The organism is Lentzea sp. NBRC 102530 (genome assembly GCF_030269365.1).
In the GTDB taxonomy this organism is placed as follows: domain Bacteria; phylum Actinomycetota; class Actinomycetes; order Mycobacteriales; family Pseudonocardiaceae; genus Lentzea.
Genome location: NZ_BSTF01000011.1, coordinates 135,391 through 149,882 on the forward strand (window position 1 = coordinate 135,391; position 14,492 = coordinate 149,882).

A 14,492-nucleotide genomic window follows, 5' to 3' on the forward strand; every position below is an offset into this window, starting at 1 on the left:
TTGGTGTAACAATCGCCCGATGAGACTCGCGGCAACCGCGATCACCGCCGCCCTGGCGCTGACCGCCTGCTCCTCGTCCGACCCCGCGAGCGACACCGGCGGCCCCCAGCACCGCGACGTGCCGGGTCTCGTGGCGGCGGTGAAGAAGTCCGTGAACGACAAGGGTTCCTACCGCTTCACCATCGACCCGCCGCTGGCCGGGACGTCCGGCCGCGCACCGGCGAAGGGGAACGTGCGGCTGGGCGGCGAGGTCCCTGCGATGGACGCGACCACGAACCGTCCTGTGCAGACCGACGGCGACGCCGTGGAGCTCCGGCTGGTCTCGACCACCAAGGACACCGCGTTCGTGCGGCTGCCCGCCGACGTCTTCGGGCTGCCCGCCGGCAAGCCGTGGGTGAAGCTCGACCGCGGGGTCGACGACGAGTTCACGACGACCGTGCTGGGCTTCCACGACATCGTCTACCAGCAGGCCGTCTTCACGACCTACCACCTGCCGGTGATCGAGGCGGGCGGCGAGATCAAGCTGACCACGCAGGCCGGTGGCAGCACCCGCTACTCGATCTCCGTCGACTACCGGAAGGCGTACGACACTCTCAAGGACGAGGCGTTGCGCGCCGAGATCAAGCTCGCGCTGGACCAGAAGGTGCCCGGCACGACCGCCGAGGTCGAACTGGACGGCAGCGGCCTGCCCACCCGCATCGGCTTCTACACGGAGTTCCAGGGGAAGCGGATCGTCGACGCGACCCGGTTCACCGACTGGGGCTCCCCCGTCACGATCACCGAGCCGAACCCGGCCGAGATCAGCCCGCGGGGTTGACCTTGTAGCGCCAGATCGCCGGCAGCGCCGCCACCATCGCGACACTGGCCACGACCACCAGCAACCCGCCGACCGACACCGCCGCGGCCGTGCCGAACGCCGCGCCACCCGTGCCGTGCAGCAGGTCGGCGATCCGCGGTCCGCCGGCCACGACGACGATGAACACGCCCTGCATCCGTCCGCGCATCTCGTCGGTCGCGGCGGACTGCAGGATCGCGCCGCGGAACGCCATCGACACCATGTCGGCGGCACCCGCGAGCGCGAGGAACGCGGCCGCGATCCACAGCGACCCGGCGAGCCCGAAGCCCGCGATCGCGACGCCCCAGCCGACGACGGCCAGGGTGAGCGCGACGCCGTGACGGTTGACGTTCGAGATCCAGCCGGACGTGAGCCCGCAGATCACCGCGCCGACCGGGATGGCCGCGAACAGCACGCCGAGCGCGAACCCACCGCCGGCGGGATCGCCGAACGTGTGCTGGGCCATCTCCGGGAAGAGCGCCCGCGGCATGCCGAACACCATCGCGATGATGTCCAGCAGCATCGACGCCATCAGCACCTTCTGCGCCCACAGGTACACGAACCCGTCGAGCACGTCCCGCAGTCCCGCCCGCCGGATCACGCCGTCCAGCGGGGGCATGGCGGGCAACTTCCACACCGCGTAGACCGTGACGGTGAGGGCGATCGCGTCCACCAGGTAGAGCGTCGAGAGCCCGACGATCGGCATGAACGCACCCGCGAGCAACGGCCCGAGCACGGCGCCGAACTGCATGACCGTCGACCCGAGCGCACCGGCGGACGGCAGCAGCTCGGCGGGCACGAGCCGGGCGATGGAGGCGGAGCGGGCCGGCGCGTTGGCCGCGAAGAACACCTGCTGCAGGCCGAGCAACGCGATGACGAGCCACACCGAGCCGACGTTCATCGCCGCCTGCGCCCACAGCAGCACCGACGAGACCGCGATGCCGGTGTTCGTGACGAGCAGCAGCTTGCGCCGGTCGACGGTGTCCGCGATGGCGCCGCCCCACAGCCCGAAGACCAGCAGCGGCACGAGCGCCACACCGGCGGCGATGCCGACCCACGCGGACGAGCCGGTGAGGTCGTAGACCTGCTTGGGCACGGCGACGGCGGTGAGCTGGGAGCCCACCGCCGTCACGATCGTGGAGAGCCACAACCGGCGATACGCGACGATCTTCAACGGTCGGGTGTCGATCACGAACGTCGAACGCGCGCTTCTCCCCACAGTGGCCACTTGGTTAGCCTATGGCAACTAACAAGCCCTTCATGTGGATGTGTCGCCAAGACCACTCGTCAGAGGCGGACGGGATACACCGGCTCGGGCACCTTGGGCGTGATCCGGCCCTCGACGAAGATCCCGTGCCAGATCATGAAGCAGAGCACGGACCACAGCTGCCGGCTGCGGTCGAACTGCTCCGACTTGTGCTCAGCCAGCAGGTCGAGCACCGCGTTCTTGTCGAGCAGGTGCCCGGTCTGCGAGTCGTTGATGATCGCGCGCGTCCAGTCGTACATCTCGGCGCGCAGCCAGTGCCGGATCGGCACCGGGAACCCGAGCTTGGGCCGGTTCAACACGTGCGGCGGAATGATCTTCGCCAACGCCTTGCGCAGCGCGTACTTGGTCGTGCCCTCGGTCAGCTTCTGGTCGAGCGGCACCTCGGACGCGACCCGGAACACCTCGGGGTCGAGGAACGGCACGCGCAACTCGATCGAGTTGGCCATCGTCACCTTGTCGGCCTTGACGAGGATGTCGCCGCGCAGCCACGTGAACAGGTCGATGTGCTGCATGCGCGCCACCGGGTCCCAGTCCTCGGACTCGCGGTACCAGGGCGCCGTGACGTCCTTGAAGCCGATGCCCTCGACGTAGCCGGGGAACACCGCGCGCACCTGGTCGTCGCTGAAGTTGCGGGCGTTGCCGTAGTACCGGTCCTCCAGCCGCAGCGAGCCGCGCCGCAGCAGGTCCTTGCCGCGCACACCCTCCGGAATGGACTTGGACACCGCGCCCATCAACTTGCGCACACCGCCGGGCACCTTCTCGAACGGCGCCAGCGACAACGGCTCGTGGTAGATCACGTAGCCGCCGAACAGCTCGTCAGCACCCTCACCGCTGAGCACGGCCTTGACGTACTTACGAGCTTCCTTCGCGATGAAGTACAACGGCACCAACGCCGGGTCCGCCACCGGGTCGTCCAGGTACCAGATGATGAGCGGCAACTCGTTCATCATCTCGTCCGCCGACACCGTCCGGACCACGTGCCGCACCCCGATGGCCGCCGCCGTCTCCGCGGCGACGTCGACCTCGGAGTACCCGTCCCGGTCGAACCCGCTGGTGAAGGCGATCAGGTTGGGGTTGTGCTGCTTGGCCAGCGTCGCCGTGGCCGTCGAGTCGATGCCGCCCGACAGGAACGCCCCGACCGTCACCTCAGGATCCGAGATCATGTGCTTGGCGACGGAGTCCCGCATCACGTCGGCAATGCGCTCGTGCAACGCCTCGGCCTCGTGCGCCCCGTTGACCGGCCGCGGGTTGAACACGGGCTTGAAGTACCGGTTGAACAGCACCTGCCCACCCGGCGACACCTTGAACGACGTCCCGGACTCCACCCGCCGGATCGCCTTGTGCAACGACTCGGGCTCCGGCACGTACTGCAGCACCAGGTAGTGCTGCAACGCCGTCTGGTCCAGCTCCTGGCTGATCCCCAGCACGCCGGTCAGCTGCAGGAGGCTCTTCTTCTCCGACGAGAACCCGACACCGCCGGGCCCCGCCGCCCAGTACAAAGGCTTGATCCCGAACGGATCCCGCGCCCCGAACACCACGCGCTCCTGCGCGTCCCAGATCATGAAGGCGAACATGCCGCGCAACATCTTGACCCAGTCGGCACCGAGGTAGTGGTACCCGGCGACGATGGACTCGCCGTCGCCCTTCGTCTTGAACTGGGCCCCGAACTTCCGCATGAGCTCGGCCCGGAGCTCCTTGTAGTTGTAGATCTCGCCGTTGAAGTTCAACGTGTACCGGGTGGGGTTCTCCGGCGGCCCCCACACCAGCGGCTGGTGCGAGTGCTCGAGGTCGATGAACCCGAGCCGGTTGAACCCGTAGATGACCTCAGCGTCGGCCCAGGTGTCCTGCTCATCGGGCCCACGGTGCCGCTGGCAGCGCAGCGCCGCAGCGACGGAGTCACGCGCGGAGGCCGCACCGGCTTCCGTAGAACAGATGAGTCCGAGCACTCCGCACACGTGAAATCGCACCTCGTAGCTAGCTGTTGCTGAAATCCCAGTATGCCGAAGCGGGGATCCGGACCTTCTCGCCACCCGAAGGACGCCCGACCCCCAGGTCAGGTTCCGCACGGGGCCGCGCAGGGGGTGGAGGTGCAGGGGCCGCCACGAGGGTGGCGGAAGAGGTGGACCGAGAGGCGGCGGCGCAGAGGTGGGCGGAGAGGTGGCGGCGCAGAGGCGGGGGCGAGGGGAAGTAGGCCGGGCACGAGCCAGCCGAGCGTTGGGTAGCTGAGCGTGTGGCAGCCAAGAGCTAGGCAGCGATGCGCTCCAGCAGTGGCTTGAGGAGACGCGATGCCGAAGGCGAGCCCGACAGAGCGCGAGCATCGCGACGGCGCAGCCGAGCTCTAGCCCCAACCGCAGTCGCCAACGCAAGGGTGACCACCGTCTTGGCTCGGCGCGCGCACTCAACCGGACAGCCGACATCGCCAGCCAACCACCTACGAAACCTGGCGTGGCGAAGCCGAAGGCGAGCCCGAACGGGCCGATCCCCACCACCTGGCCGGTTCCACCGCTCTGGGCGATTGGGGCTTGACCTTGAGGGGCGGGATGCCACCATCTCAGACCGGCCGGGGCGCTTCCATCCCCGGCTTTTGAGGCCGATACGCATCCCGCCAGAGGCTCAAGGTCAAGCCCCAATCGCACCCCACATCTTCGTCCCGACCCAACGGGACCACCCTCGCAACCGCAGCCCAACCAACAAAACGCAACCAAAAACGGGGCGCCTCCCCGCCCACAGGAAGACGCCCCACGAAAAAGCCAAGTCCTACGGAGCTACTCGCTCCAAAGCCCACCCGTCCCGTCCGAGCCGGAACCGCAGCCGATCGTGCATCCGATCCCGCCGCCCCTGCCAGAACTCGACCTCCTCGGGCCGGATCCGCCACCCGCCCCAGTGCGGCGGCACGGGGATCTTCTCGGTCTCGGCGAACTGCCGCTCGATCTTGTGCAACGCCGAATCCAGAGTGGACCGTCCGGTCACGACCCGCGACTGCGGCGAGGCCCAGGCCCCGATCTGCGAGCCGCGGGGCCGCGAGTTCCAGTACTCGGCGGTCTCCACGGGCCCGACCTTCTCGACGGTCCCGCGCACGTGCGCCTGGCGCTGCATCGCGAACCACGGGAACGTGGCCGAGGCGTACCGGGTGGCCATCAGGTCGTGCGACTTGTTGGACGTGTAGTTGGTGAAGAACACCAGCCCGCGCGCGTCGAGTCCCTTGGCCAGCACGGTCCGCGACGACGGACGGCCCTTCACGTCCGTGGTGGCGAGCACCATCGCGTTCGGCTCGGGCAGCCCGGCGCCGTTGGCCTGGTCCAGCCACAGCTGGAGCTGCTCGTGCCAGGTGGCGGCAAGCTCGGTCTCGCTGAGCGAGCCCTGCTCGTATGACACGCGCATCGCCGGTAGTGCGATGTTCGTGGTCTCCGTCATCGGCGAACCTCCAAGCGGCGGCAGAACTCGTGGTCCCTGGACCCGCGACCATACGCACGGCGAACCGATCCCGAAACCGCCTGCGCGGTGATGACCACCACCTGAACGGTGACTGTCCGTGCAAAGAACAGTTCTGGATCGAGTCCGTGATCGAGTCAGATGGCGTCGAGCACACGTGTGACGGTGACCACGTCGTCACCCAGTGCGGTAGCAAGGGTTCCGCCCGCTGCCAACGGAACGACGCTCCACCACTCACCGCCGTCGGCCTTTCGCTCGATGCCGTCCAGCACCAGCGAACTCCCCACGACACGCCGTCCTGCCAGTCCGCTGACAGATCCGTCGACCGACGGGTCGCCCACGACCAGCTGCTGGTGCAACAACGGCTTGCCGCAACGGGTTGCGCGCACCGACGACGACAACGAACCGGCCGGCTCACGAGCGCGGCCCAGCACCAGGACCTCGCGCAGCCGCAACTCTGCGTGACCGTCCAATTCAGCCTCCACCACTGCGGTGTGGTTCGCCCGCGCCGTCACCACCGTCGGTTCGGGCAGGTAGGAAACGGTGCCCTCGACGGAGAACCGCACAAGAGACGAAGAAGGCTCACCGGACGAACCGGGCAGCACCAGCGTCGCCGCAACGCCTCGAAGGTCCAATGTCGCCCCAGGACCGACTTCGACGGTCAGGCACAACGAATCGCCGCCCAGCGGCGCGGTGACCGAGGAAACCAGGTGCACCAACGCAACCGGGCCCACGCGCCGCGCCGGGACCAATGTCAACGGTGTCATGGAGCGCAGCACTCGCACGACGCTGTTGCCGTGCGAGTCCAACGCCACCACGAGCCGTGCCGAGGCCTTCACCGGAACGCCTTCACCCGAGATGCCTTCACAGCCCCGCCAGCACCCACTTCGCGACCTCGGGTGCGTCCGGCGTCTCCACCAACGACTGCGCGATCACGGGCAGTTCCCCGCGCATCCGGTGCGCGTCGGAGATCATCACGTCCATGTCCGCGCCCACGTGCGGCGCCAGGTCGACCTTGTTGATCACCAACAGATCCGCGGTCGTCACGCCGGGCCCGCCCTTGCGCGGCACCTTGTCGCCACCGGCCACGTCCACCACGAAGATCTGCCGGTCGACCAGGCCGCGCGAGAACACCGCGGTCAGGTTGTCCCCGCCGCTCTCGATGATCACCAGGTCGAGGTCGTCGAACCGGTGCTCCAGCCGTTCCACCGCGTCCAGGTTCGCCGTGATGTCGTCCCGGATCGCCGTGTGCGGGCAGCACCCGGTCTGCACCGCCTCGATCCGCGACGGGTCCAGCACGCCGGCACGACGCAGGAAGTCCGCGTCCTCGGTCGTGTAGATGTCGTTCGTCACGACCGCCAACGACAGCTGCGACCCCAACGCGTGGCACAGCGCGGCGGTCAGCGCGGTCTTGCCGCTGCCGACCGGGCCGCCGATGCCGATGCGCGGCGCGACCCCGTGGTGGTGCCCGTGCGGATCGGGTCCGTGGTTAGCTCCCAAAGAGACGCACCCCTTCACGTCGAACATGTGCCTCGGCCAGCAGGTCCAAGGCAGGTGAACCCAAAGCGGGAAGCTCGGCGCACGCCCGCGAAGCAACGTCCTCGACCGGCAGCGCGGCCACGATCGCGTTGACGCCGAACGGATCGAGCCCCAGCAACCGCACCGCCGCCGACGCAGGCCCGCTGACCGCCAGATAAGCGCAGGTCAGAGCCGCCTCGAACGGATCACCGGCCAGCACCCCGATCACCAGCGGCTGGTGCGGGTCCCGGGGCAGCGCGTCCAGCCTCGCCGAAGGCCAGGCCCGCCGCGCCGCCCGCAACATCCCGCGCCCCTGCGCCCGCGAGGCCTCCCGCTGCGCAGGCGACGGCGTCCGGGCGTCCAGCTCGGCGTCGAGCTCGGAGAGGTCCTCCCCGCGGGCCGCCGCCGCGGCGAACCCGGCCGCCAGCAACCCGGCCGTCACCAACCGCCCGTGCAGGAACGACCGGAGCGTGGGCTCGTCGACGACCAGCCCGCGCGCGGCCGCCTCCTCCAGCCCGCCGGAGTGCACGTGCCCGCCGCCGGGGAACCGGGAGTCGGAGAGGATCAGCGCTGTCAGCATCAGAACAGGAAGTACCGTTGCGCCATCGGCAGTTCCGCCACCGGAGACGGCTCCACCAGGTCCCCGTCGACGTGCACGGCGAAGCTGTCCGGGTCGACCTGGACGTCCGGCATCGCCGAGTTCAGCACCATGTCGGCCTTGGTGACCGACCGCGTCGAGTCCACCGGCAGCACCCGGCGCGCGTACCGCGACCCGATCCCGGCCTCGACCGCCTCGGGGGACACGAAGAACACCGAGGACGCGGCACCGGCCGTGGCCCCGAACATCGGCCGCGCCCACACCGGTTGCGGCGTCGGGATCGACGCGTTCGCGTCGCCCATCTGACCCCAGGCGATGAACCCGCCCTTGAGCACCACCGACGGCCGCACCCCGAAGAACTTGGGCTCCCACAGCACCAGGTCGGCGAGCTTGCCGACCTCGACCGACCCGACCTCGGACGCGATCCCGTGCGCCACCGCGGGGTTGATCGTGTACTTCGCGACGTACCGCTGCGCCCGCAGGTTCGCCTCGAGCGTCCGGCGCGACGACATGACGTGCGCCGTCTGCCAGGTCCGGATGATCACCTCGCCGACGCGTCCCATCGCCTGCGAGTCCGACGAGATCATCGAGATGGCGCCCATGTCGTGCAACAGGTCCTCGGCCGCGATCGTCGTCGGGCGGATCCGCGACTCGGCGAAGGCGAGGTCCTCCGGCACCGACGGGTTGAGGTGGTGGCACACCATCAACATGTCGAGGTGCTCTTCCAGCGTGTTCACGGTGTGCGGGCGCGTCGGGTTCGTCGACGACGGCAGCACGTTCGGCAGCGACACCACGCGGATGATGTCGGGCGCGTGCCCGCCGCCGGCGCCCTCGGAGTGGTAGGCGTTGATCGACCGGCCCCCGATGGCGTCCACGGTGGACTCCAGGAAACCGGCCTCGTTCAACGTGTCCGTGTGGATCGCGACCTGCACGCCGGACTCGTCGGCCACCCGCAGGCAGGCGTCGATCGCCGCGGGCGTGGTGCCCCAGTCCTCGTGCAGCTTGAACCCGCCCGCGCCACCGGCGAGTTGCTCGCGCAGGCCTTCCAGCGAAACCGTGTTCCCCTTGCCCAGCAACAGGACGTTGACGGGCATGTGGTCCATCGACGTCAGCATCCGGTCGAGGTTCCAGGCGCCGGGCGTGACCGTCGTGGCCTTGGTGCCCTCGGCCGGGCCGGTGCCGCCGCCGATCAGCGTCGTCAGCCCGGACGCCAGCGCCTCGTCGACGATCTGCGGGCAGATGAAGTGCACGTGGCAGTCGATCCCGCCGGCGGTGAGGATCTTCCCGTTGCCGGACAGGATCTCCGTGGACGGGCCGATCACCAGCGCCGGGTCGACACCGTCCATCGTGTCCGGGTTGCCCGCCTTGCCGATGCCGACGATCCGGCCGTCCCGCACGCCGACGTCGGCCTTGACGACACCCCAGTGGTCGAGGACCACCGCACCCGTGATGACCAGGTCGGGAGCGCCCTCGGCCCGGGTCGCGATCCCCTGCCCCATCGACTCGCGGACGACCTTGCCGCCCCCGAAGATCACCTCGTCGCCGGACCCGGCGCCGCGTGAACGGTCCTCGGCGACCTCGATGAACAGGTCGGTGTCGGCGAGCCGGATCCGGTCACCGACCGTCGGCCCGAGCAGTTCCGCGTAACGCTCACGATCGATCACCGCTGCAACCCCCGCACGATTCGCAGCCCCGCCAACGGAACCAGCGTGACCTCGCGTTCGACGCCGGGCTCGAACCGCACGGCCGTCCCGGCGGCGATGTCGAGCCGGTACCCGAACGCGGCTTCCCGGTCGAACAGCAGCCCCGTGTTCACCGAGGCGAAGTGGAAGTGCGAACCGACCTGCACGGGCCGGTCGGCGACGTTCGCCACGACCAGCGTCACCCGCGGCCGTCCGGGGTTCAGCTCGACCGGCTCGGCCCCGACGACCACCTCCCCCGGCGCCGGTCCGGCGGACGGCGCGATCGGGTGGTGGACGGTGACGAGCTTGGTGCCGTCCGGGAACGTGGCCTCGGCCTGCACCGAGTCGATCATCTCCGGCACACCCCGCATGACCTGCTCGGGAGCCAGCACGGCACGTCCGCTCTCCATGAGCTCGCTGACCGTGCGGCCGTCCCGCGCGCCCTCCAGCACGTGGTCGGTGATCAACGCGACGGCCTCGGGGTAGTTGAGCAGCACCCCGCGCTCGAGGCGGCGGCGCGCCACGTCGGCGGCGACGTGCACGAGGAGCTTGTCGCGTTCATGCGGCGTCAGATGCACCCCGCCGTTCTAACACGCGGAAGGGCGCTTTCCCGGAGTGGAAACACGGCCGAAACACGACCGCGTGTCCACCGACCGGTTGACAACCGGGGTCGGCGGTGCGGTCGTCCCGCGGAGCCCCCTCCCGAACGCAGGATTCACGACATGAACGCGATCCGAGTGAGGGGCCTCAAGAAGGCCTACAAGGACCACCAGGCGGTGGCCGGGGTGGACCTCGACGTCGCCCGCGGGGAGGTGTTCGCGGTGCTCGGCCCGAACGGCGCCGGCAAGACCACCAGCGTCGAGATCATGGAGGGGCACCGCGACCGCGACTCCGGTGAGGTCAGCGTCCTCTGCGTCGACCCGGCCAGGGGCGGCCGCGAGTGGCGTTCGAAGCTCGGCATCGTCCTGCAGAGCGCGACCGACGCCGCGACGCTGTCCGTCCGCGAGGCCGTGCACCACTACGCGCGGTACTACGGCGACCCGCGCGACCCGGAGGAGGTCATCGACCTCGTCGGGCTCACCGAGAAGGCGAAGGCCCGCGCGGGCACGCTCTCCGGTGGGCAGCGGCGCCGTCTCGACGTGGCGCTCGGCATCATCGGACGCCCCGAGCTGGTGTTCCTGGACGAGCCGACGACCGGGTTCGACCCCGAGGCGCGGCGCCAGTTCTGGGGCCTCATCAGGCTGCTCGCCGCCGAGGGCACCACGATCCTGCTGACCACGCACTACCTCGACGAGGCCGAGGCGCTGGCCGACCGCGTCGCCGTGCTCGCCGGTGGCCGCATCGTCGCCGAGGGCACGCCGCAGACGCTCGGGGGCCGCGCACACGCCGAGGCCACCGTCCGCTGGCGGTCCGACCGCGGCTACCAGGAGGTCCTGACCTCCGAGCCCACCAAGGTGATCACCGAGGCGTCCCGGCACGGCGAACTGGCCGAGCTCACCGTCACCCGCCCGTCGCTGGAAGACGTCTACCTGGAGCTGATCAAGTGACCACCCCCGTGCTCGCCACCGCAGCCCGATCCACGACCGCCGCCCTGCCGTCCGCTCTCGCCCTCGGCTTCGCCCGCGGTGGCACCGAACTGCGGGAGTTCTTCCGGCAGAAGGAAAATCTCATCTTCACGATCTCGTTGCCGGCGCTCCTGATGCTGCTGCTCGGCACCGTGTACGTGCAGGAACCCGCTGCCGCGCAGATGTTCGCGGCCAGCATGATCGGCGCCGGCATCATCTCGACGTCGTTCGTCGGACTCGGCATGAGCGTCGTCGCCGACCGCGAGGACGGCACGCTGAAGCGCCTGCGCGGCACGCCGATGCCGTTCTCGTCCTACTTCCTCGGCAAGATCATCCTGGTCTTCGTGTCGAGCCTCTTCGAGGCCGTGCTGCTGCTGGCCGTGGGCATCCTGCGGTTCGACGTGGAACTGCCTTCGAGCGCGGAGAAGTGGTTCACGTTCGGCTGGGTGTTCGTGCTCGGCGTGATCTCCTGCTCGCTGATCGGCGTGGCGCTGAGCGCGATCGCGAAGTCCCCCCGCAACGCCGCCGGCGTGCTGAACCTGCCGTACATCGTGCTGCAGTTCCTCAGCGGTGTGTTCATCATGCAGTCGGCGCTGCCCGAGTCCCTGCGCACGGCGGGATCGCTCTTCCCGCTCAAGTGGGTGTGCCAGGGTTTCCGCTCGGTGTTCGCTCTGAACGACGACTACGCGGTCATGGAGGCGGCGGGATCATGGGAGCTCGGCAAGATCGCGCTGGTGCTGGGCGCTTGGACGATCGTGGGTCTGGTTCTCGTCAGCAGGACTTTCAAGTGGAGCAACACCAGTCGCTGATCACCTGGTACGTGCTCTTCGCGGTCACCCAGGTCACCGCGCTCGTGCTGATCCTGATCGACGACAACACCCTCGCCGACCGGCTCTCGGCGGCGGGGTTGTTGCTCTTGAACGCCCTCTGGTTCCTGTTCTACGGCGTGAAGCTCGTCCGGCGCGACCACCAGGACTGGCGCGGCCTCGTCTACGCGGCGGGCTCGCTCGCCACCTTCGCCCCGGCGGTGTGGTTCAGCGGCAACGCGACCTTCGCCCTGTTCGGCCTGGTCCCGCAGATCTACATGGTGCTGCCGGTCGCGTGGGCGTTCGTGCCGATGGTGGTCTTCGTCTTCACGCCGCAGGTGCTGACCTGGCTGGCCGGCGCCGTGCCCGCGCTGGAGTGGCCCGCCGCGATGCTGATCGCGGGCTTCTCGCAGGCGTTCGGCTGGGCCATCGGCCGCATGTCCGACCAGAGCAGGCAACGCGCCGAACTCCTCGACAAGATCGAGGCTTTGACGCTGGAGGCCGAACGGGCCCGCTGGGCGGCCGAGATCCACGACACGCTCGCGCAGGGCTTCACGTCGATCATCACCCTGCTGCAGGGCGCGCAGCCGAACGTCGACCTGGCGTTGCGGACCGCGCGCGAGAACCTCCGCGAGGCCCGCGCCCTGGTCGCCGCCAACGCACCGTCGCCTTTGGACGGTTCGTCGCTGGAGGACGCGGTGCGGCGGTTGGTGTCCGGGGTTCCGCTGCCGTCTTCCTTCCGGGTGATCGGGGACGTCCGGCCGCTGGCCACCTCGGTCGAGGTCGTGCTGCTGCGGACCGTGCAGGAGGCGCTGAACAACGTGGCGCGGCACTCGGAGGCGTCCCGCGTGGACGTGACGATGAGGTTCGACACCGACGGCATCTCGCTGGAGGTGCGCGACGACGGCCGCGGCTTCGGCGACGCACCCGAGGGCTTCGGGCTGCGGGGCATGCGTGCGCGACTGGAACAGGTGGGTGGGACGCTCTCGTTGTCGTCCGACGAGGGGGCGTCAGTGCTGGTGGAGGTGCCGCTGTGATCAGGATTCTGCTGGTGGACGACCACCCCGTGGTGCGTCAGGGGCTGCGCGGGATGCTCGTGGGGGACGACCTGGAGGTCGTCGGGGACGCGGGGTCGGGGCAGGAAGCCATCTCGCAAGCCGCCTCGTTGAAGCCGGACGTCGTGCTGATGGACCTGCGAATGCCCGAAATGGACGGTGTGGCCGCCACCGCGCGGATCGTCGGGACCGGACCTCGGGTGCTGGTGCTGACGACCTACGAGACCGATTCGGACATCCTCCGCGCGGTGGAGGCCGGGGCCTCGGGTTACCTGCTGAAGGACTCGACGACCGAGGACCTGATCGCGGCGATCCGGGCGGCCGCCCGCGGGGAGACGGTGCTGGCGCCGTCGATGGTCGCCAAGGTCGTGGGGCAGGTGCGGACGCCGCCGCTGTCGGCCCGGGAGGCCGAGGTGCTGAAACTGGTCGCCAAAGGGATGTCCAATGTTGAGATCGGACGGACTTTGTTCATTTCCGAGGCGACGGTGAAGACGCACCTGTTGCGGGTGTTCAACAAACTCGGGGTGTCGGACCGCACAGCGGCGGTCACCACGGCGATGGATCGGGGAATGCTCCGGTAACCTTCCGGAACGCGGCGTTGCTACACATCAGTGAACCGCGTTCGGCCATTCGAGCACGTGCGACGGTCCAGGCCGGGAACGGCGCGACAATCTGCTGACTCGACGGGCAGTCATCGCATTCTGCTCGCGACATCAGCCGGGGGTGCGGGTGCTGCGGGAGACGATTCTGTTCCTGGAGGAATTCCTCCGTGGTCATGGTCCACCCGCGGTCGCCAAAGCCGCAGTGGGCCTGATGTCGTTCGCGGTGGTGATCGGCGCGGTGCTCGGCAGCTCGGCGATCAAAGCCAGCGCCCTGGTCACCGCGGTGTTGCTGATCGTCGCCACCGGCATCGCCTTGCTGACCCGCCGGCGTGCGGAGCGGCGCGAACTGGAGGACCACAGGTACCTCGTAGCCCAGTACTGCAAGTTCATCAACGACAGATGGCCCTCGTTCGAGGTCATCAGCTGGGAGGAGACCGCCGTCATCGGCGAGCGCGGTGACACGAACAGCAAGCTGAAGATCAAGCTGCGTGCGACCCGCGATGACGTGCGCTTCATCCGGTTGCGATTCGGCTGCGGCTGGCCCCAACCGGCGCGCTACAGGCGCGCTATCAGGATGACCGTGCGCAACCTTCTGATCGACGGATCCCCCGGAACCACGCTGCGGACGACCGTCTCGTGGCCGCGCGCCGGATCGATGGCGGCGATCGCGCATTTCCACACGCCCCTGACGGCGAACTCCGAGGTGTCCTTCACCGTCGACCTGAACTGGCCCAAAAGATCCGCGCCGCTCCTGGAGGGCGCGCCCGACGAGTTCGGGCTGATGTTCTGGGAACCGACACATCGCGCCACCTACCGGGTTCTGCTGCCGAAAGGCGTGGAGGCTTACGCCGAGCCGGTCGGCAGGACCGAGTCATTCGCCGGAGTCGAGTTGCTCAGGAGAGTCGATGACGACGGCCGGGAAATGATCATCTGCCGACTGTCCGAACTGCCGATCCGTCACCGCGCAGGTATGCGGTTGCAACTGAAGGAAGCCCGCTACAAGATGGCGTCGCCCTGATCCTGACCATTCGTCCTCGTCGCTCGTGCCGCTGTCTCCACCCTTGCAAGCACCAATTGTTGACATGAACACCCTCCGCGATCTTGCCGGGCTCGGTCGCAGAGGATTACAAAT

General features: G+C 69.0%; 14 protein-coding genes. 6 read left to right on the top strand and 8 right to left on the bottom strand.

What is annotated here, in order from left to right; all coding sequences use genetic code 11:
* The first annotated feature begins 19 nt into the window (after window positions 1–19).
* On the top strand, window positions 20–817 hold the full coding sequence (locus QSK25_RS28035; RefSeq protein WP_285642651.1) for a hypothetical protein: 798 nt from the start codon (window positions 20–22) through the stop codon (window positions 815–817).
* On the opposite strand, the gene QSK25_RS28040 is transcribed toward QSK25_RS28035, so the two are convergent.
* The 8 genes from QSK25_RS28040 to QSK25_RS28075 form a co-directional block, all read right to left on the bottom strand.
* Window positions 801–2,063: an MFS transporter gene (locus QSK25_RS28040; protein WP_285642653.1), complete on the bottom strand. Its 1,263-nt coding sequence runs from the start codon at window positions 2,061–2,063 to the stop codon at window positions 801–803. The genes QSK25_RS28035 and QSK25_RS28040 overlap by 17 nt on opposite strands.
* A 59-nt stretch (window positions 2,064–2,122) precedes the next feature.
* Window positions 2,123–4,057 carry an asparagine synthase (glutamine-hydrolyzing) gene (gene asnB, locus QSK25_RS28045; RefSeq protein WP_285642656.1) on the bottom strand — a complete coding sequence of 645 codons (1,935 nt, stop codon included), beginning with the start codon at window positions 4,055–4,057 and terminating at the stop codon, window positions 2,123–2,125.
* A gap of 802 nt (window positions 4,058–4,859) precedes the next feature.
* A complete protein-coding gene (gene pdxH, locus QSK25_RS28050) occupies window positions 4,860–5,516 on the bottom strand; it encodes a pyridoxamine 5'-phosphate oxidase (RefSeq protein WP_285642659.1) in 657 nt (218 codons plus the stop codon).
* Between the two features lie 155 nt (window positions 5,517–5,671).
* Window positions 5,672–6,373 carry an urease accessory protein UreD gene (locus tag QSK25_RS28055; RefSeq protein ID WP_285642661.1) on the bottom strand — a complete coding sequence of 234 codons (702 nt, stop codon included), beginning with the start codon at window positions 6,371–6,373 and terminating at the stop codon, window positions 5,672–5,674.
* A 25-nt stretch (window positions 6,374–6,398) separates the two neighbouring features.
* Window positions 6,399–7,061: an urease accessory protein UreG gene (ureG, locus tag QSK25_RS28060; RefSeq protein ID WP_502881899.1), complete on the bottom strand. Its 663-nt coding sequence runs from the start codon at window positions 7,059–7,061 to the stop codon at window positions 6,399–6,401.
* The gene (locus QSK25_RS28065; RefSeq protein ID WP_285642945.1) at window positions 7,024–7,635 is read right to left on the bottom strand and encodes an urease accessory protein UreF; all 612 of its coding nucleotides are present in this window, start codon (window positions 7,633–7,635) and stop codon (window positions 7,024–7,026) included. Before QSK25_RS28065 ends, ureG begins: the two co-directional genes overlap by 38 nt.
* On the bottom strand, window positions 7,632–9,311 hold the full coding sequence (locus QSK25_RS28070; RefSeq protein WP_285642946.1) for an urease subunit alpha: 1,680 nt from the start codon (window positions 9,309–9,311) through the stop codon (window positions 7,632–7,634). Before QSK25_RS28070 ends, QSK25_RS28065 begins: the two co-directional genes overlap by 4 nt.
* Window positions 9,311–9,910 carry an urease subunit gamma gene (locus tag QSK25_RS28075; RefSeq protein ID WP_285642664.1) on the bottom strand — a complete coding sequence of 200 codons (600 nt, stop codon included), beginning with the start codon at window positions 9,908–9,910 and terminating at the stop codon, window positions 9,311–9,313. The genes QSK25_RS28070 and QSK25_RS28075 overlap by 1 nt, the downstream gene beginning before the upstream one ends.
* Window positions 9,911–10,054: 144 nt before the next feature.
* Here QSK25_RS28075 and QSK25_RS28080 point away from each other — a divergent pair, with 144 nt between their 5' ends.
* The 5 genes from QSK25_RS28080 (at window position 10,055) to QSK25_RS28100 (ending at window position 14,378) form a co-directional block, all read left to right on the top strand.
* A complete protein-coding gene (locus QSK25_RS28080; protein ID WP_285642666.1) occupies window positions 10,055–10,879 on the top strand; it encodes an ABC transporter ATP-binding protein in 825 nt (274 codons plus the stop codon).
* A complete protein-coding gene (locus QSK25_RS28085; protein ID WP_285642668.1) occupies window positions 10,876–11,706 on the top strand; it encodes an ABC transporter permease in 831 nt (276 codons plus the stop codon). The genes QSK25_RS28080 and QSK25_RS28085 overlap by 4 nt, the downstream gene beginning before the upstream one ends.
* Window positions 11,685–12,740, top strand: coding sequence for a sensor histidine kinase (locus QSK25_RS28090; RefSeq protein WP_285642670.1), 1,056 nt, complete (start codon window positions 11,685–11,687; stop codon window positions 12,738–12,740). The genes QSK25_RS28085 and QSK25_RS28090 overlap by 22 nt, the downstream gene beginning before the upstream one ends.
* Entirely contained in the window at window positions 12,737–13,339 is a 603-nt protein-coding gene (locus tag QSK25_RS28095; RefSeq protein ID WP_285642672.1) for a response regulator transcription factor, read from the top strand. Before QSK25_RS28090 ends, QSK25_RS28095 begins: the two co-directional genes overlap by 4 nt.
* A 142-nt stretch (window positions 13,340–13,481) precedes the next feature.
* Window positions 13,482–14,378: a hypothetical protein gene (locus QSK25_RS28100; RefSeq protein WP_285642674.1), complete on the top strand. Its 897-nt coding sequence runs from the start codon at window positions 13,482–13,484 to the stop codon at window positions 14,376–14,378.
* Window positions 14,379–14,492: the final 114 nt, after the last annotated feature.

Excerpts from the sequence above, each read along its gene's own strand:
- QSK25_RS28080 (WP_285642666.1), top strand. The coding sequence starts at position 10,055 with ATGAACGCGATCCGAGTGAGGGGCCTCAAGAAGGCCTACAAGGACCAC.
- ureG (WP_502881899.1), bottom strand. The coding sequence starts at position 7,061 with ATGTTCGACGTGAAGGGGTGCGTCTCTTTGGGAGCTAACCACGGACCC.
- pdxH (WP_285642659.1), bottom strand. The coding sequence starts at position 5,516 with ATGACGGAGACCACGAACATCGCACTACCGGCGATGCGCGTGTCATAC.
- QSK25_RS28035 (WP_285642651.1), top strand. The coding sequence starts at position 20 with ATGAGACTCGCGGCAACCGCGATCACCGCCGCCCTGGCGCTGACCGCC.